A 17,269-nucleotide genomic window follows, 5' to 3' on the forward strand; every position below is an offset into this window, starting at 1 on the left:
GTCAGGAGAGGAACCACTGGAACGTTCGCGTCGCGTCGTTCATATAGATCCCCACGAGGAGGATCCAGGCGGCGATCCCGCTGAGGATCAAGACGGCGGCGCGTCCCGTCGCCTGGTCCTGTTTCATGACCCAGTCGCCGATGCACATGACCGTCATTGACGGACCGGCGCATACGGCGACGCCCAACCCTTGCAGCCCGAAGCGCGCGGCGGCGTAGGCCGCCCCGATCGGCCCCCCGACGTTTCTGGGATGAACGCCGGGCGGCATCCCCCCTCTGATCCAGATCACGAACCACAAGAAATACACCAGCGTGAGGGCGATGAGGGGATAGAGAACGACGACCCACCCGTAAGACGCCAGCCAACCCGCGCCCTTCGCACGCCGAACGACGAACGCGATGGGCGTCGTCACGCCGAAGAAGAACGCCACAACCGACACATGCTGCGGCGGCGTGATCGCCAGGACGCCCGCGACCGCTGCAACGGCCAGCATCAACGAACTCAGCCGAAAGCCCCCACGGCTACTGGGTGCGTTCGGTGTTGCCGTTGATGAGGAATCGTCCTCCGTCATCCCGCTCGTCCCTTCGCTGGGCGGCAGAGCTTCGCCAGATGCGCGGCGACTTGCGCAGCTCCATCCGGCGCGTACGGCGGCTTGAGGCGGCCCAGGGCGAAGGCGCAGTCGAGGGCCGGGCCGATCCGCATGGCGGCGAAGTCGCGCGAGGCGACAGGGACGCCGCCTCCCCAGGATCTCGCGGCGCGGTCGAGGGCCCGGTATTCGGCAAAGCCGACGCGCGGCGGATACAGGATCGGCCGACCGTGGGCCATGGCCTCGCTCATCGTCCCATAACCGGCCTTGGCGACCACCGCGTCCGTCGAGGCGATCAGGTCGCCTCCCGACCACTCCGAGGCCGAGACCAGGTGCAGGTTCGGCAGGGCTCCCGCCGGCGCGGCGTGATAGCCGACGAAGTGGACGCCGCGACTCGCGAACGACGCCAGTCGGCCCCAGTCCAGGTCGTCCTGGCCGTATCGACCGACGTAGAAATAAACAAGTTTCTCCGTTTTCCCAAGCCCCAGCAGGCCGCGCAGCTCCTTGGTGCGATCGCGGCCCGGGTTGGCGACCAGGCCGACGTCCGTCTGGTTGGGGAGCCACCCCATCTTGAGGGCGGGCTCCGCGCGGAAGACCCCTGCGGCCTGGCGATAGGCCGCCTTCAGATCGGCGACGAGGCGTTTCGCCTCCGGGCTGGCGTCCTGGGCGTAAGGCTTGTAGATGTCGTACCAGGTGAAATTGGCCAGCAGCCAGCCCGGAACTCCCGCGCGACGGGCCGAGACCAGCGGCAGCGGCGGAGCGTCGGAGAGCACGGCGGCGGCGTCGACGCGACGGAGGTATTCGGCGTCGTCGTCGACCCGAGGAAGCGACTCGCGATAAACGGCGATCGCCCGTTCGAGGGTCGCCGCCGCGTCGGTCGAGCCGCTGCCGCCCATCGGGTTGACCGCGCCGGAGTCGGAGACGTGGGCGTCCAGATCGGCTGGGCGAAGCAGACGCTCTCGCCAGTTTGGGAACAGGTCGGGCGAGCACCGGATGATGATGGGGATCTCGGCCGGCACCTTGTTGAGCACGGCCACGGTTCGGTTCATGTGGCCGAAGCCGTGGCTCGTCACGTGGACTACCAGCACGCCCGGTTTCGCACTCGTTCCCGCCCGCTTCGCCATCGTCGGCCTCCTCCTCGTCCTCGTGGAGGGGCTACGTTACCGCACCTCGCGACGGCCGGGCAAGCGGACCGCCCCGAGGTGCGTCGGCTCGTCGATCACCGCCGGGCGGCTTGAAGGACCGGCCAGGCGTCGCGGCGAGGCTGCGAGGAGCGTTGAAAGGCGCGTTCGCGCTCGAGGCGGGTTTGTTCAAAGAGGGTCCGATAGAGCCGCTCGTCGACCTCGTCGAAGACCTTGCCGCGACGGCCGGCGACGATCCTCGCGGTGGCGAAAAGCTGGTCGAGAGCAAAGCCCGGCTCAACGCGGCCGTACAACACGGCCGTGAACGACGGGACGTGCTTGGGCAGCAACAGCCCTGCCGGCAGGACGTTGCACATCACGCCGACCGAAGTGCCCGTGTTGAGCATGGAGCCCATGCCGGTGCGGGTATGGTCGCCGACGAAGCAGCCGACCTTCGCCTGGCCGGTGGCGATCGGGTCGCCCTGAAGCGGGACGAAGACCTCGCCATAGTCGTTGCGGAGGTCGCTGTTGGAGGTGATCGCCCCCAGGTTGACCCACTCGCCGACGTAGGCGTGGCCGAGGAACCCCTCGTGGTACTTGTTCGAATAGCCGTGAACGATCGACGCCTCGACCTCGCCGCCGATCCGGCAGTTGGGGCCGATCGTCACCGCCCCCCGGACGTTGGCTCGGAAAAGCTGGCTCTCCGCGCCGATGACGCAGGGGCCTTCGACCCTCGTGAACGGCTGGATCCAGGCCCCCGCTCCGACGGTGATCGGGCCGTTGGTGACGTCGAAGACGACGTAAGGGTCGATGCGGGCCGTTTCATGCAGCCGAAGCCGGTCCGAAGGGCCGACCAGGGCCAGGGTCGCCAGTTGACGGTTGCTGACGGCCGGCTTCCCCTCGCGGGCGAAATCGCGCTCGAGGTGCCGGCCGTTGGCCGTGACGAGGTCCCAAGGCCGGTCGATCCACTCGCCGCCGATCTCGTCGCCCGAGTGCCGGGCCAGGAGGCCGTCGAACCAGTCGTCGACGTTGTTCCATTCCAGGCCCAGGACGTCGTCGGGCCCAACCCAGGCGCAGGCCGGGCGGCCGTCGCAAAGGCCGACCCACGGACCGCCAGAGGGAGGCTCAAAGCCCTCGGGCGGAACCCATCGGCCGCGGGCGACCACCACCGGCCCGCGCGCCAGCCAGTCGCGATCGTTGACCACGACGTGCGGATCGCGTCGCCGCTGGACTTCCGCCAGGTGGTTGCGAATCAGGGCCCCACGCCTCTGGGGGCCGTTCCCGACGCCGAACGCCCGGGCGATCTTCTCGCCCAGCGTCGAGGCCCCGAGCAACAGGTCGTAAACCGGCCGGGTGAGCGTAAGGGGCTCCAGTCCAGCCGCCGCGAGATCCTCGACCAGGCAAAGACGCATCGTGGCTCCCCCAATCCGTTGCGGTCTCCGTGCGCTCGCTCGATCCATCGCGATTCCGAGACGCGCAGGGCGGGTCCCGGAGATTCGCGCCGGATTCTAGCTCGATGTCCCAAATCGGGCCAGACGAGGTTCCGAGTCGAATACGGCGCTGTTCCTTGCGGTATTTTAGGGGCGCTCGTCGAGAATCCAGCCTCGCCGCTTTCTATCGCGGACTCGTCCGGTAGTGGGCCCGACCGGTTTTCCGCGCATAGACCACACGATAGCCCCCGCCGTTGTCCTGCCTGTACTCGGCCTGCCAGCCGTCGTGAACACGAACCTCAGCCTTGCTTAGCCAGTCCTGGTAGGCCTCCTGGAGCTGATCCTGGACATTGGCCGGAGCCCGCGCGAGAGCGACGGCCGGGTTGTGCGACGTTAACCCGAACGCCGTTGGGACAGTGATCGCGTGCTCGATCGGTTTGAGGTCCCAGCCGCGCTTTCTGGCCCAGGCGAGGAAGGCCGGCTCCGGAATGCGGAACTCGGCCTCGGTGAGTCCGTAGCTCCTGGAATACGTGACGTCGGTCGCCTCTTCAGGCAGCCAGGACACACTCGCGACATGCTCGCCAGTCTCGTGTTCGGTCAGCGTGATATAGCAAGCCACGCCCACAACGACCGCGAACGCCAACAACACCGATCGGACCGCGAAACGCATCTTGCCACGGGCCCTCCTGCCGGTGGACCCAGTCTTCTCTCCCTGGGAGCGAACCTTCGGAGCCGGCAGGAGGGACGCGTCGTCCGTCATCGCTGTTCCAACTTCAGGTAATGCCGGGAAACAAGGTCGTTCTGGAGCCAAAACACCCTGGAGTAAGCCCGAATGAGGGCGTGCTCGCGAGCGGGGTCGAGTTCCAGGCCGTGGATCAGCGTGAACATCACGTCGGCCAGTTGGCCCATGAAGGCGTTCATCTGGACGAGCGGGATGTCGAGCCGGGCGCGGTGGGTTTCAGCCTTGTGGATGCGGCCCATGGCGTCCATGTACTGGATCATGGCAGCGTCGTAGGGCTGGGTCATGAGCCGAACGAAGTAGCGGCCGAGCGAGTGCTTGCGAGTCTTGACCATCGCGTGATTGGGCGTCAATTCATTGAGCCGACGATCCAGCGAGGCCCCGAAATCCGCCTTCCCCTGCTGCCGCGGCAGGAAGTGCCGCCAGGTGGCGTCATGGCGGTGGAAAGCGTCATAGAGCGCATCGACGATCTTCGGGACCAGCGGAAGCGTTAGCGACGACGCCTCGTGGATCGCGCGTTCGTCCTCCTCGCCGAAGCCGATGTACTCGGCGACGTAACGGAACCGGTATTCGACGTCCTCTTCGAGACGTCGCTCGTCGATGTGCTGCACGACCTTCCACCTCTCGACATCGAAGCCAGGGAACGCCCCAGTTTACTCGACCCCGACGAGGCCCGTCGATTTCGGCGCATTCGAGAAGTCCACGCCGAACTTGCCCGACGGTCGCCGCACGAGCAAACTCGAACCCAAGGCCCGACTCGATCGACACCAGATCTTGAAAGGCGACTTCCCATGGCGCGCGGATGGAAGGCGGTTCGAAACCTTGCTCTGATCGTGATTGCCGAAGCCCTGTTGCCGGCCGCGGTTCTCGCCGACGACTGGTCCGAACACGGTCGCCAAATCGTGGCGGCGGTCGGCCGCGACTTCTACGATGCGAACCGGGCCCGCGCCTGGGTCGCACGCCACGAACATTACGCCGACCAACTGCACGACCGTGACGCCTTCACCGAGGCGACCCGCCGCGTCCTGAAGGATCTACAGGCCTCGCACACGGCTTACTTCACGAAGGACGACCCGGAGTATTACGGCCTCGCGTGCATCTTCCAGATCAAACCAGAAGGCGAACCGCCGATGATCGATTCGATCGGCGTGGACGTCGCGCCGGGCGGCTTCGTCCGCAAGGTCTTCGCGGCGAGCCCCGCGGAATTCGCGGGACTCCGACGCGGGGACGAGATCGTCTCCGCCGACGGCGAGCCTTTCAGGCCGGTCGTCTCATTCCGCGGCAAGGCGGGCCGCGGCGTTGTTCTGGAAGTTCGCAGCCGCGAGGGCGAGCCGCCGAGGCGGGTCGTCGTCACTCCGGGCCGAACCGAACCGCAACGCGAGTGGCTCGCCGACCAGCGGCACGGGGCCAAGGTGATCGAACGGAAAGGCCGCAAGATCGCCTACATGCCGATGTTCTCCGCCGCCGGCGAGGAACCGCAATCGGCGGTCCGCGATGCGATTCTCGGGAAGTTCGCCGAGGCCGACGCCCTTGTGCTGGATTTCCGCGGCGGCTGGGGCGGTGCGGACCCGGGCTTCGTCTCGCTCTTCGACCGATCGCCGCCGGTACTCGAGACCGTCGCGAGCAACGGCGTCCGCTCACGGTACGCTCCCCACTGGCGCAAACCGCTGGTTCTGCTCATCAACGGCGGCTCGCGGAGCGGCAAGGAGATCGTCGCTTTCGCCGTCCGCAAACACCGCCTGGGGACGCTCGTCGGCGAGCGGACGGCCGGCGCGGTCCTGGCCGGCCAGGCCCTCCCCGTGGGCGACGGACTCCTCTATCTCGCCGGCTGCGACGTCCTCGTCGATGGCGAGCGACTGGAAGGCGTCGGGGTGCCGGTGGACGTCGAGGTCGCCGACCGCCTCCGCTACGCCGAGGGCGCCGACCCGCAACTCGACGCCGCCCTCGACGAGGCGGCGACCGCCACGCGTTGAGGCGGGACCTCCCCCTGGTTTCCGCGATCGGCACGGAGCAAGCTTGAAGAAGGATTCCCGCGCCGATCGACCGGAGGAACGATCCATGCGACGAACCGCACTTGCCGCATTCCTGATCGTCGCACTCGCCGCGCGTGCCGAGGAGGCTCGGCCGCTGCTCCCTGGCGGCGATTTCGAAGGCCGTGAATCCTGGGGTCGCCCCAAAGGCGCGACCTATGAGGCCGAAGGACACAACCACTTCCTCCGGCTGCACGTCCCCAAGTCGGGCGATACCGTGCTCGTCCATCGAACCGTGACGCTCCCCGAGGACGTCGAGGCGCTTCGCCTCCGCTACAAGGTCCGCTTCGAGAAGATCGAGCGTGGCAAGCAGGCCTGGTTCGACGGCCGGATCATGATGAACTTCAAGGACGCGTCAGGCCGCAAGCTGGAGCCCTCGCCGTCGCCCCCGAACTTCGTCGGAACCTCCAAGCACTGGGACGAACGCACGCAGGTCTTCCGGGTTCCGAAAGGAGCGAAATCGCTCGAACTTATGTTCACGCTCTTCCAGGCCAAGGCCGGCCGGCTCGATTTCGACGACGTGACGCTGGACGCCGTACCCGCCTCAGACCTGCACACGCCGCCTCCCCCGACTCCCGCCGCGAGGATCGCCGCGCCGGCCCCGGACAGGCTCCCCCCTGCTCTGCATGTCGAGGGCAAGCGGCTGGTCGACGCCAACGGTCGCGAGGCATGGCTCCAGGGGGTCGCGATCCCCAGCCTGGAGTGGTCGGCCGGCGGCGAGCACATCCTGGAGTCGATCGCCGTTGCCACCCGCGACTGGAAGGCGAACTGCATCCGGCTCCCCGTCCGCGAGACCTTCTGGGCCGGCAACGACTTCCGCCAGGCCGGCGGACCCGAGGCCTATCGCCAGCTCATCGACGACGCCGTCAACTCCTGCGCGGGCGCCGGTGCGTACATCGTCATCGACCTCCACGACTACCGAGCGCCCGAAGCGAAGCACGCCGCCTTCTGGCGCGAGGTCGCCGCGAAGTACAAGAACCACCCCGCCGTCCTCTTCGACCTGTTCAACGAGCCCCACGACGTCTCATGGGACGTCTGGCGGAATGGCGGGACCGTGACCGACCGCAAGAAAGAGGGGGACGGCGTCGCCGCCGAGAACGCCGACAAGCTGGTCTCGTTCCAGTCGATCGGCATGCAGGGTCTCCTCGACGCCGTCCGCGAAACCGGTGCGAGGAACGTCGTGATCGCCGGCGGCCTGGACTGGGGTTACGACCTCTCCGGCGTTCTGGAGAATTACGCGCTGAAGGACTCATCCGGCGACGGCGTCATGTACTCCAGCCACGTCTACCCATGGAAGCGCGATTGGAAGCGGAAGTTCCTCGACGCGGCCGAGAAGCATCCCATCTTCCTCGGCGAGGTCGGCGCCGACGTCAAGAAGATGGAGTTCATTCCCGTCGCCGCCCAGGAAGACCCGGCGACGTGGGCCCCGGACATGCTCGCCGCGATCCAGGGGCATCGCCTCCACTGGACCGCCTGGGCGTTCCACCCCGGCGCCACCCCGCGCGTGATCCTCGACTGGAATTACACGCCAACCCCCTTCTGGGGCGCCCTGGTCAAGCGGGCTCTGGCCGGTGAACGGTTCCCAACGGGGAAGCCACGATGAATCGCGAGTCGGAATCGGACCTCAGCGGATCAAGGCCCCCGACTCGGGCCGTGCGATCGCGGGAGTCGGCTCGCCGAGCAACCGGACGGTGGAGAGGTGAAGCGTCTCGTTGCGGAGCTTCTCGATGTTGAGCCCCTCGACCGTCTCGTGGATCTCGACCTCGAAGGTTGAGTCCTTGCGGAGCATCTCCAACTCGCCGGCCGTGAGAGGCATCAGCAACGCGCCGGCACGGCCGGTGTGGTCGAGGAACTCGCCTCGGCTCCGGATGATCGGCGCGGGGTGGCCCAGCGCATAGACGGTGCCCGGAGGTCGGAATGTACACAGAGCCGGCTTCGCGCCGGTGACGTCTTCCAGGGCGGCGAGGCGACGCCCCACCACCGACGACGACCGGAACGGTTCGGCCGCCGGCAGGCACCAGCCGGCCAGCACCAGCTCCATCGCGGCGGTGAATGCGACCGTGCCCAGAATCGCACGAGAAAGCCGACCCGCGGCCGACTCGTGAAGCACGAACCAGCCCCCCGCCGCCGCCAACACGCCCGCGGTCAGTGCCGGCGCCCGCATCGGGCCGGGAAGCACCATGACGGCTCCGATCGCCAGGCCCATCGCGATCACCGCCGCGCTGACGGCGATCGTCCGGCGGGCGAATCGGAAGAGTTTGACGAACGGCAACTCGGTCGGTGATTCGAGCACCCGGACGAGCAGCCAGGCGACCAGCACGGCCAGCGCCGGGACGGCCGGCAGATAGTAGTGGATCAGCTTCGTCCGGACGCACTCCAGCAGGATCAGGGGGCCGATCGCCCAGCCGATCAGGAACCCGGCCGCCGCCGTTTCCCGGCGTCGCGACCAGGCCGAGGCGACCGCCGCCGGGATCAGGGCCGCCCAGGGGAGGAGCGTGGCCATTCCGACCACGACGTAATACCCCGGGAACCCGCCGTGCTCCTCGATCCCCTGCGTGGCCCGCTGGACGATGTGGTAGCCGACGGCCACGTTGAAGTATTCGCCCGCCGACCGGATCAGGATCGCCACGTTCCACGGGACGACGATCGCCAGGAACAACGGCAGCCCCCATCGCCATTGCAGCCGGCGATGGTACAGGAACGGGCTCGGCCCGCCGCAGAGCCAGCCAAAGCCGACCGACGCAACCAGCAACACCGGCGCGGCCGGCGACTTGGTCAGCACCGCCAGTCCCATCATGGTCCAGAACGTCGCCGCCGCCCCGCGCGAGGGTCGAGCCCAAAGCTCCCAGAGGGCGATCTGGCAGCCGATGTAGAAGAAGGCGAGCGTGGCGTCGGTGGTGCTGAGCTTCGATTCGGCCATCATCAGCGGCATCGTCGCCAGAACGAGACCGGCGAGCCTCCCCGTCCGCTCCCCCAACACGCGACGAGACCATCCCCACGTCAGCAAGACGGTCCCCACGCCCATCACGGCCGAGACCAGCCGCACGCCGAACGGGCCGTCGCCCCCCAACGCCGTGCCTGCGAGCATGAGCCAGTAGATCAGGATCGGCTTGTGGTAGCGAGGCTCAGCGTTGAACGTGGGATGGATCCAGTCGCCGCTCTCGCGCATCTCACGAGTCGCGCCGGCGTATCGGGGCTCGTCGCGGTCCCACAAGCTCGTCCGGCCGTTGCCGACGAGGTTGAGCGTCAGCGCCAGCAGGCCGATCAGCAAAGCCTCCCGGACGACCGATCGGCGAGGGCCGTCGATGGCGGGCGATACGGACGACACGGGCGATCCTCCATGAGCTGCCGTCGCCGCGGCCGTTCCCTCGGCCCGGCGTGTCCGGCTGACATCACAGCCGAATCCCCCAATTCCGGCAACGCCAGAGGGGAACAAATGTCAATGAAAAATCCTTAACCGCCCACGACTTCCGTCGCGGGCGCATCGGGGGTCCAGGCCGGTTGCGGGGCGGGCTTCGGCGTGCGGCGGGGGGCGGGACGGCTGGTCCAGAAGACGCCCGCGAGCGTCAGGGCCCCGCCGACGAGGAGTGCCGGCGAGAGCACCTCATGGAAGAGCCAGACGCCCCAGACGACCGTCAGGACGGGGGCGACGTTGCTGAACGCGGCGACCTGGCTGGCGTCCAGCCGGCGCAGGGCGAGGTTCTGGAGGGCCAGATTGACGGGTGTGATTCCGAAAGCCAGGACAGCCAGGCAGATCCAGGCGGACATCGACGCATCGCGAACTTGCGGAGCCCAACTCGGAGCCGTCAGCGCGGCGACCGGGAGTTGCAACAGGCAGCCGACCAGAAACGCCCCGGCGAGCGTCGGCAGGGCCCCGTGGCGCATGACCAGCGGCCGGCTGAGGGCGACGTAGGCCCCCCACGAGAGGACCGCGCCGACCAGCAGGATGTCGGCGATCATCACGTTGCGCGTCTGCGCTGGGGATGTGGCGGCGTCGGCGCCCAGGATGTTCCCCAGGCCGATCACCAGCACGCCGGCGATGCTGATGAGGATCGCCCCCAGCCGGCTGAGGTCGAGCGGCTCATGCCCCAGGATCCAGGCGAGCGTCCAGACGATCAGCGGCACCGTGGCGTAAAACAGGCCGACGTGCGCGTTGGTCCCCAGCTTGGCGGCGGTGAGGAAGAAGAACTGGTTCAGCGGCACGCAGCAGGCGGCGACGACCGCCAGCCGCCGCCAGTCCTCGCGGATCAGCCGACGGATCGAGCCGGCGCCGACGAACGGCAGCAGGCAGAGCGTCGCCGATCCGAACCGCAGGAGCGGCACCAGCCCGATCGGAAGCTGCCGCACCGCCACCTGCGCGAGCGGCGAGGTCGTCGAGCCCAGCACAACCATGGTCGCCAGCAGGAGATAGGCCCGAGGGTCGGGCGTTCTGGCGACGTGTGGGATCGTCGCTTCGGGAGCCTCGCGGCGTTCGTCGTCCTCCGTGGGGGGTTGTTCCACCTGGGACTCCGTCCCGCTGATCCCCTGCTCCACCCGCGAGGCTGGCGTGCTCATCACTCCTCGACTTCTCGAATTCGCCCGACCCGTGCATCGACCGGAGCCCGCCGCGAGCGCGACGGCCTCACCGGTATTCCCCTATCGTAGACGTTCCGGCAAGCCCCATCGAGACCATTCACCGCGCCATGCCGATCAGACGCAGGGCGACCGTCCGAGGTTCGACGGAGTGCCGGAATCGGGTCGGCCGATCGTCGGCTTACCTGGCGGGCAGGACGGGCGGAGTGGGAGATGGGCGGGCGGGACGACTGGCGTCGACGCGAAGAACGTCGCCGGCGACTTCGCGCCAGTCGTAGAACTTGAAATTGGTGCGGCCGTCGGCCGGTTTGCCGTCCTGGATCACCAGAAGGCCGGCGGGGAATCGCGAGGAGGTCGGCGCGTGAGTCACATCCAGGCCGTCGGTCTCCCCCACGTCGGGAAGTCCTCCGGCGGCCGGGTCGATCGTCGCGACGAAGGCGTTGTCGCCATCGCGCTCGAAGACCGGGAACGTGTCGCTCCCCTGGCTCGATGCGATCAGATATCCCTTCGAGCCGGAAGCAAAATAGATCGTCAGCCCCTCAACGTCGTCCTTCAGGCCGTGCTCGCCGACCCTGGCGACGGAGACGCGGTCGGAGCCGGCGTCGGGCTCGGCGCCGTACCGCCAGATTCCGACGTCCTCCTCGCCGACGTACAGCCGGCCGAGGTCGGAATCGGCGACGCACCCTTCCACCTGCGAGCCGACTTCGATGGAGCGGACGAGAGAGCCATGGACCGAACCGCCGTGGATTTCCAGTCGATACTGCTCCACCCGTCCCGTCTTGCTGGTGACGAAGGCGTAGGCCGCTCCGTCTCGGGGGCTTCGGTAAACGCACGAACCGTAGGGCTCGCCGCCGTCGATGACCGAGAAGGCGGGGACGCCGCCGAACTCGGTCAGCGAGCGCGTTTGGGGATTGATCCTCCAGAACGAGAGGCCGCGACGCCCCTCGGCCCGGGTTCCCGCGACGGCCAGGTCGATCGGGCCGTCCGGTGTCGGGACGCCGTAGAGGACGTCCACATTGTTCGGCTCGGAGCCGTCGGAAACGATCTGAAGCCGTCGACCATCCAGGTCGAAGACGTTCAGCCCTCCTTTTTTGTCGGTCCCCAGCACCAGGCTTCGCGCCGGGTCATCGGGGTGGATCCAGATCGCCGGATCGTCGGCCGCGTCGCCGTCGTGGGGGACGGGTTCGGACTGGACGGCGGCCGAGGGAGTCAGAACGGGTTGGGAGCCGTCGCCAGCAGTCGAGGCGGCGGCCCCCATGGCCAGGATGATCGCCAGGCTCGGATCGAGCGCGTAGCGCCGAGTCGAGGCCGAGCGGTGGCGGGCGGTCATGGTTGAAGTCCTCGGGAAAGGCGTCAGAAAGCGTCCGAGGAGATCACCTCGCCGCCGGCGATCGACCCGAGAGCCCGCCAGACGTCGCCGTTGATGGTGCTCTTGGCGAACCGGACGGAACCATCGCCGAACAGGGCGTTGACGCCGCCTGAGTGATAGCTGCGAGACGTGATCGCGGCGTAGGTCGGGCCGCCGTTGTTCTCGTCGTTCGTGTCGTAGTCGATGTCGACGCTCGGCGTACCGACCAGCACGCGAGTGTTGGGCGCCATCGCCGTGGTGAAGCCGTCGTAGCAGGCCGAGCCGATCGACCATTTCACATGGCCGACGTCCGTCTTGCAGCCGTTCGTGTAGTTGGCGGCGACGAACGCGGGCGAGTTGGCCACCGAGGGATAGCTGGTCGCGCTGATCCCCGAGGGCGTGGTGCAAGACTTGTACAGCGGCTGATTCGCCTTCACCTCGGCCGACAGCAGGGTGTTGCTCAGGCCGTCGGAGAAGGCGGACAGGTTCCGGCTCCGATTGACGCTGAAGGCGCTCCGGTTGTCGACCGCCCCGCCGCCGCCGAAAACGTACCAATCGCCGACCGACCAGCCGTAGTTCGAGACGCCGAACGGCTTGGTCGCATCGGGCGGATTCGTGTTCGTCTCGCTGGGGCAGAGCAGGAACTTGACCTGCGAGTAGCTCACGGTCGTATTCGCCCCGTCGCTGTACTTCAAGGTGAAGTTCATCGCGGCGTACATCGGACCGGCTTCCATGAACGGAGCCAGGCGGGCGCTGACGCCCCATGAGGTGTAAGACGTCGGCTGGTTGTTGCCGACGATGACCATCGTCTGCTGCGGAGGCAGCGCCCCGTTGGCGCTCTCATAGTTCATCACCGCCAGGCCGAGCTGCTTCAGGTTGTTGACGCAGTGGATCCGCCGGGCGGCCTCACGAGCGGCCTGCACCGCCGGCAGCAGCAGGGCGATCAGCACGGCGATGATCGCAATCACCACCAACAGTTCAATCAGCGTAAATCCGCGGGACCGGGAGGACGCCATGGGTGGAGGCTCGGGTAGAAGGATGATCGACGCACAAGGAGCGACATCCTACGACCCCGCCGTGAACCACGGGCAAAGCCTTCATGAAGTTCGCAAGGAGACAGGATTGGAAGCCGCTCTGACTCCTGGAGAAACGATCCGCTAGAATGGACCGATCGCCGACACGAGGGCCAAGCCATGCCGTCGCCGTTTCCGGGAATGGACCCCTACCTGGAGCATCCCTCGGTTTTCCCGGGGCTGCACAACCGCCTGATCGCCCTGCTGGGCGAGGCTCTCCAGGCCGCGCTCCCGCCTCCGTATTTCGCCGAGATCGGCGAGCGGGTCTGGGTCGAGGTCTCGGGCCGGTTCATCGAGCCGGACGCGAGCATCCTCCAATCTCCGTCGCAGGAACGCGGCGGAGTCGCCGCGTTGCCGACCCGGAGCGTTCCGGTCGTCGTCACCGTCCCTCATGACGAACGCCGGGAGCCCTTCCTGGAAATCCGAACGACGGGCGACTCGGGCGAACAGCTGATCACTGCGGTGGAGATCCTGAGCCCCAGCAACAAGACGGCGGGAGAGCGAGGGCGGGACCTTTACCTCCGCAAGCAGCAAGAGGTGCTCGCCAGCCGCGTCCACCTCGTCGAGATCGACCTGCTCCACGGCGGCCTGCACACGACGGCCGTCGATGCGAAGCGCCTTCACCAGGCGGTCGGCCGTTGCGATTATCACGTCTCGGTCCATCGATCGGACCGATTCGAGGACTTCTTCATCTACCCCATCCAACTCCGTGACTCTCTGCCGGAGGTCGCCTTCCCCCTCCTCGCCGGCGATCCCGACGTGCCGATCGACCTTCAAGCGATCTTCGACCGCGCCTACGACGTCGGCCCGTACCGCCGCCGAATTCGTTACCGGGACGCCTCTCCCGTCCCACCGCTGGCTCCCGAACTCCACGCCTGGGCGGAGGCGTTGCTGCCCGAGGAGCCGTGAAATCGTCACGCGGCATGGCAGGTCACGGTCGATTCCGTGGGATCGCCACGCGCGGGCGTCATTCAAGCTTCTTCATCAGAGCGTCCAGGCGTTCCTCGATGCGGTTGAGTTGGTCCTGGATTTCAAAGGCCGTCGGCTCGCGACGAGGTTGTTCCCGCTTCGGCTGAGGAGGGGATGGAGCCGCGACGACTCCGGCCGGTCGACTCGGATTCGCCGGCTTCAATTTGTTGACGATCACGCGATCACCGTGGCGGATCGGGACGTTGACGGCGTTCTCTTCCCCCTTGAGCAGGCCCTCGACGTCCACAACCTCCGTTTGAGCCTGGCCGGGCCGAGGTTTGTCGTGAACGACAAGTACGCGACGCCCGTCGGCCTCGGAGTTCAAACCTCCGGCATAGAGGACGGCGTCGAGGATTTTGTCCCCTCCCGTCCACGGAAACTTGCCCGGCTGGGCGACTTCGCCCAGGACGTAGTAGGGCTTGCTGTTGTAGGCCGTGACGTCGACGAAAACTCGGTCGCTGTCTTTCGGATCGATGGGGTCGAGCTTGCCGGTCTCGGGATTCATCGCGACGAGTCCCAGGATCTCGTCGTTTAGGTATTTCTTCAGATGGAGGACGATCTTCTCCTTCACCTGTGGGATGGTCAGGTCGGCGACCTCGACTTCTCCATAGAACCCCAGGCTGATTCGACCGTCGGGACGGACCAGTCGCTCCCCCGAAATCGGCCGGCCTTCCAGGGCGTCGAGGACCTCGACGAGCAGCAGGTCGGGCGGATCAACGATGTAATCCGTTCGGACCGACGCGGGAGGCCGCTTCGGATCGTCGAGGTCCTTGGCCTTCGCCTTCACGGACGAGCGGTCTTCCTGGGTGGCGGCCGCCCTGACCAGGCCGATCGAGGCGACGATCGCCAGGATCGCGACGAGGCTCGTGGAAACCAACTTCGACATCAGCATGCTCCTCATCAATCGATGGGCCAGTTCCATTGCATAGGCTCCGACGACCCCCTCCGCCGACCTTCCCGCGACGGTCTCGGCCGCTCCCCTGGCGGCGGCGAGAGCCAGCGAGGCGGGAACAGACGGCGACGGGGTCTCAACCCCCTCAGGCGCAAGTCCTCGGCGGGCGAGCCTTCGCCGTAAGAGATCCCGGGCCCGGGCCGACCGGCTCCGCACCGTGCCGATCGGGCATCCCAGGCGAGCCGCGGCTTGCTCCTGCGTCAGCCCCTCCCAGAAGCAGAGGACGATGATCTCGCGGTAGCGAGCCGGCAGGCGCCCGACCTCCTCTTGCACCGCCAGGGTGTGGCCGACCTCGGATAGCTCCTCGCCCACCACCGCGAGGCGAACCGCGGAACGCTCGCGACTGCGGCGTCGGGCTGCATCGGCGCGGGCCCGCGCCGAGACGCGTCGCGCCACGCCGTACAGCCAGCCGCCGATCGATTCGAAGCGAGTTGCCTCGCGGAGCCGATGGGCCAGGACCAGGAACGTGGCCTGAAAGGCGTCGTCGGCGTCGTGGATGTTCCCCAACTCCCCCCGACAAACCCGCAGGACCATCGGCCCATGCCGCTCCACGATGATCCGGAAGAACGTCTCGGCCTCGTCGTCCGCCGCTCGCGCAACGCGCCGGAGCACCTCGCCGTCCGTCAACCCGATCGCCGTCCCCGACTGGAAAAGCGTCGACAGTTCCCTCGCCGCTTCCGCCATGCGCGCCCTCCGGTTCCCTGGCCCAGACAAGCCCTTGAACTCTCCACATAGTGCCGCGAGGGACCGCGAGCTATCCATGAGTTCGAGGAATTTGCGATAAACTTTGGAAGTCCGGTCCACTGCACGGAGCGCCAGGCATGTTCCGCGATTCCATTGAAATCACCGCCGAACCCGAGCTTCTCTTCGCGCTGACGCAGGATTACACGCGGCGGCTCTCGTGGGATCCGTTCCTCAGGGAAGCGCGATTGGTGGGCGACGCGGAGAGCCCCGCCGTCGGCGTGCGAGCCTGGTGCGTGGCGCGGAACGGGCTGGGGATGGAGACGCGCTACGTCTCGTTCAATCCGCCGTCGACCTGCGCGGTGGAGATGACCCGAGGCCCCTGGTTCTTCCAGTCGTTCGCCGGGTCGTGGCGATTCGCGAGCCTCGGTCCGGGAAAGACCCGCGTCGACTTTTCCTACAGCCTGATCGGCCGGCCTCGGCTGCTGTCCGGCCTGCTTCGGGCGGTCTTTGGGGTGGAGTCGCGCCGTCGGCTGCGGGCCCTCAAACGGGCGGCTGAGCGAATCGGGGCTGCTTGACCAGTTCGAGCGGCTCCCCATAGGATGACCTCGTCAGGGGAGCGCCGCGTCCCAGGACGGTGGCGTTCGCCGTCGCGAGGATTGCGCGTTCCCAACTCACGACGAACGGCATCGCATGGAAGGGCATCCTCTCTCCCGCGCCGAGTACGTGCAGCGGGTTTTGATCGCGACTGTGGTCGTCGCCGGGGTTGCGGCGGCCGCGATGGTCTTCGTGCAGGCGGCGTCGGTCTTCCTGCTGGCCTTCGCCGCGGTCCTGCTCGCGATCCTGCTTCGGACGGCCGCCGATGCGCTGGGGCGTCGCACCGGGCTGGGGCCGAAATGGGCGTTCGCCATCCTGCTGGTCGTCCTGGCGTTGGCAGTCGCCGGGGCTGTCTACTTCGTCGGTTCCACGGCCGCCGACCAGCTTTCGAAGCTGAGCGAGGAACTGCCGAAGTCGATCGACCGCGTCCGTGAGTTTCTTCGTCAGTCGACCTGGGGACGCGAGATCCTCCGGTGGCTGCCCGCCGCCCAGGACGCAATGACCGGCGAGCCGAGCGGGGCGGCCTCGCAGGTCGCGCGGTTCTTCGCCACCTCGTTCGGCGCGGCCGGCGACGCGGTGGTTCTGATCTTCGTGACGCTCTATCTGGCCGGCTCGCCGCGGACGTACGTCGACGGCCTGATGCAACTCGTCCCGCCCGCCGGACGCCCCCGCGCCCGCGAAGTCCTGACCGCCGTCGGCGAGCGGCTGAAAGGCTGGATGCTCGGCCAGATGGTGGCGATGGCGACGGTCGGGGTCATCTCAGGGATCGGCCTGAAGTTGATCGGCGTGCCGCAGTTCCTGGTCCTGGGTCTTGTGGCCGGTCTGCTGACGGCCATCCCTTACATCGGGCCGATCGTCGGAGCGGTCGTCGGCGTGCTGGCCGCATTGACGCAGGGGACGTCAACCGCCCTCTGGGCGATCCTGGTCTTCACCGTGGCCGAATCGCTGGAAGGCTACGTGGTCACGCCGCTGATCCAGCAAAAGCTCGCCGAACTCCCGCCCGTCCTGACCCTCCTCGCGATCGCCCTGGCCGGCGTCCTCTTCGGCGTCGTCGGCCTGATCGTCGCCGCGCCGCTGGCGGTTGCGATCAAGACGCTCGTCGAGGAGCTGTACATCAAGGACGCCCTCGGCGACCGAGAAGGCGAGACGACCTGAACCCTGTCTGGAGTTC

15 protein-coding genes are annotated in these 17,269 nt (G+C 67.5%); 5 read left to right on the forward strand and 10 right to left on the reverse strand.

Features of this window, described 5'->3' with window-relative positions; translation table 11 throughout:
- Position 1 precedes the first annotated feature (1 nt).
- From G5C50_RS08695 to G5C50_RS08715, 5 genes are all read right to left on the reverse strand, one after another.
- Positions 2–493: a hypothetical protein gene (locus G5C50_RS08695; protein WP_165067829.1), complete on the reverse strand. Its 492-nt coding sequence runs from the start codon at positions 491–493 to the stop codon at positions 2–4.
- Between the two features lie 74 nt (positions 494–567).
- On the reverse strand, positions 568–1,710 hold the full coding sequence (locus G5C50_RS08700; RefSeq protein WP_165067831.1) for a glycosyltransferase family protein: 1,143 nt from the start codon (positions 1,708–1,710) through the stop codon (positions 568–570).
- 95 nt (positions 1,711–1,805) lie between these two features.
- Positions 1,806–3,119: a putative sugar nucleotidyl transferase gene (locus tag G5C50_RS08705; protein WP_165067834.1), complete on the reverse strand. Its 1,314-nt coding sequence runs from the start codon at positions 3,117–3,119 to the stop codon at positions 1,806–1,808.
- A gap of 202 nt (positions 3,120–3,321) precedes the next feature.
- Positions 3,322–3,807: a hypothetical protein gene (locus tag G5C50_RS08710; protein ID WP_165067836.1), complete on the reverse strand. Its 486-nt coding sequence runs from the start codon at positions 3,805–3,807 to the stop codon at positions 3,322–3,324.
- A gap of 86 nt (positions 3,808–3,893) precedes the next feature.
- Positions 3,894–4,487, reverse strand: coding sequence for a protoglobin family protein (locus tag G5C50_RS08715; RefSeq protein ID WP_165067838.1), 594 nt, complete (start codon positions 4,485–4,487; stop codon positions 3,894–3,896).
- A 180-nt stretch (positions 4,488–4,667) separates the two neighbouring features.
- Here G5C50_RS08715 and G5C50_RS08720 point away from each other — a divergent pair, with 180 nt between their 5' ends.
- Together G5C50_RS08720 and G5C50_RS08725 are read left to right on the forward strand one after the other, a co-directional pair.
- Positions 4,668–5,849 carry a S41 family peptidase gene (locus G5C50_RS08720; RefSeq protein ID WP_165067841.1) on the forward strand — a complete coding sequence of 394 codons (1,182 nt, stop codon included), beginning with the start codon at positions 4,668–4,670 and terminating at the stop codon, positions 5,847–5,849.
- 85 nt (positions 5,850–5,934) lie between these two features.
- Positions 5,935–7,509, forward strand: a complete 1,575-nt coding sequence (locus tag G5C50_RS08725; protein WP_165067843.1) for a glycoside hydrolase family 5 protein — start codon at positions 5,935–5,937, stop codon at positions 7,507–7,509.
- Positions 7,510–7,530: 21 nt separating this feature from the next.
- On the opposite strand, the gene G5C50_RS08730 is transcribed toward G5C50_RS08725, so the two are convergent.
- The 4 genes from G5C50_RS08730 to G5C50_RS08745 form a co-directional block, all read right to left on the reverse strand.
- A complete protein-coding gene (locus G5C50_RS08730) occupies positions 7,531–9,234 on the reverse strand; it encodes an ArnT family glycosyltransferase (RefSeq protein ID WP_165067846.1) in 1,704 nt (567 codons plus the stop codon).
- 125 nt (positions 9,235–9,359) lie between these two features.
- Entirely contained in the window at positions 9,360–10,460 is a 1,101-nt protein-coding gene (locus G5C50_RS08735; protein ID WP_165067848.1) for a DMT family transporter, read from the reverse strand.
- A 199-nt stretch (positions 10,461–10,659) separates the two neighbouring features.
- Positions 10,660–11,808: a phytase gene (locus G5C50_RS08740; RefSeq protein ID WP_165067851.1), complete on the reverse strand. Its 1,149-nt coding sequence runs from the start codon at positions 11,806–11,808 to the stop codon at positions 10,660–10,662.
- 23 nt (positions 11,809–11,831) lie between these two features.
- Entirely contained in the window at positions 11,832–12,842 is a 1,011-nt protein-coding gene (locus G5C50_RS08745; protein ID WP_165067853.1) for a DUF1559 domain-containing protein, read from the reverse strand.
- Positions 12,843–13,019: 177 nt separating this feature from the next.
- Between G5C50_RS08745 and G5C50_RS08750 the strand changes: the two genes are divergently transcribed.
- Positions 13,020–13,808 carry a DUF4058 family protein gene (locus G5C50_RS08750; protein ID WP_165067855.1) on the forward strand — a complete coding sequence of 263 codons (789 nt, stop codon included), beginning with the start codon at positions 13,020–13,022 and terminating at the stop codon, positions 13,806–13,808.
- Between the two features lie 58 nt (positions 13,809–13,866).
- Here G5C50_RS08750 and G5C50_RS08755 read toward each other — a convergent pair whose 3' ends face one another.
- Entirely contained in the window at positions 13,867–15,504 is a 1,638-nt protein-coding gene (locus G5C50_RS08755) for a sigma-70 family RNA polymerase sigma factor (protein ID WP_165067857.1), read from the reverse strand.
- Positions 15,505–15,641: 137 nt separating this feature from the next.
- Here G5C50_RS08755 and G5C50_RS08760 point away from each other — a divergent pair, with 137 nt between their 5' ends.
- A complete protein-coding gene (locus G5C50_RS08760) occupies positions 15,642–16,079 on the forward strand; it encodes a type II toxin-antitoxin system RatA family toxin (protein WP_165067859.1) in 438 nt (145 codons plus the stop codon).
- Positions 16,080–16,194: 115 nt separating this feature from the next.
- Positions 16,195–17,253, forward strand: a complete 1,059-nt coding sequence (locus tag G5C50_RS08765) for an AI-2E family transporter (RefSeq protein ID WP_165067861.1) — start codon at positions 16,195–16,197, stop codon at positions 17,251–17,253.
- Positions 17,254–17,269 lie beyond the last annotated feature (16 nt).

Origin of the sequence: Paludisphaera rhizosphaerae (assembly GCF_011065895.1) — a bacterium.
Taxonomy (GTDB): domain Bacteria; phylum Planctomycetota; class Planctomycetia; order Isosphaerales; family Isosphaeraceae; genus Paludisphaera; species Paludisphaera rhizosphaerae.

Bases quoted from the DNA above. Each gene is read 5' to 3' on its own strand.
- G5C50_RS08735 (WP_165067848.1), bottom strand. From the start codon at position 10,460: ATGAGCACGCCAGCCTCGCGGGTGGAGCAGGGGATCAGCGGGACGGAG.
- G5C50_RS08755 (WP_165067857.1), bottom strand. From the start codon at position 15,504: ATGGCGGAAGCGGCGAGGGAACTGTCGACGCTTTTCCAGTCGGGGACG.
- G5C50_RS08765 (WP_165067861.1), top strand. From the start codon at position 16,195: ATGGAAGGGCATCCTCTCTCCCGCGCCGAGTACGTGCAGCGGGTTTTG.
- G5C50_RS08745 (WP_165067853.1), bottom strand. From the start codon at position 12,842: ATGGCGTCCTCCCGGTCCCGCGGATTTACGCTGATTGAACTGTTGGTG.
- G5C50_RS08725 (WP_165067843.1), top strand. From the start codon at position 5,935: ATGCGACGAACCGCACTTGCCGCATTCCTGATCGTCGCACTCGCCGCG.
- G5C50_RS08700 (WP_165067831.1), bottom strand. From the start codon at position 1,710: ATGGCGAAGCGGGCGGGAACGAGTGCGAAACCGGGCGTGCTGGTAGTC.
- G5C50_RS08695 (WP_165067829.1), bottom strand. From the start codon at position 493: ATGCTGGCCGTTGCAGCGGTCGCGGGCGTCCTGGCGATCACGCCGCCG.
- G5C50_RS08720 (WP_165067841.1), top strand. From the start codon at position 4,668: ATGGCGCGCGGATGGAAGGCGGTTCGAAACCTTGCTCTGATCGTGATT.
- G5C50_RS08750 (WP_165067855.1), top strand. From the start codon at position 13,020: ATGCCGTCGCCGTTTCCGGGAATGGACCCCTACCTGGAGCATCCCTCG.
- G5C50_RS08740 (WP_165067851.1), bottom strand. From the start codon at position 11,808: ATGACCGCCCGCCACCGCTCGGCCTCGACTCGGCGCTACGCGCTCGAT.
- G5C50_RS08760 (WP_165067859.1), top strand. From the start codon at position 15,642: ATGTTCCGCGATTCCATTGAAATCACCGCCGAACCCGAGCTTCTCTTC.
- G5C50_RS08705 (WP_165067834.1), bottom strand. From the start codon at position 3,119: ATGCGTCTTTGCCTGGTCGAGGATCTCGCGGCGGCTGGACTGGAGCCC.
- G5C50_RS08710 (WP_165067836.1), bottom strand. From the start codon at position 3,807: ATGCGTTTCGCGGTCCGATCGGTGTTGTTGGCGTTCGCGGTCGTTGTG.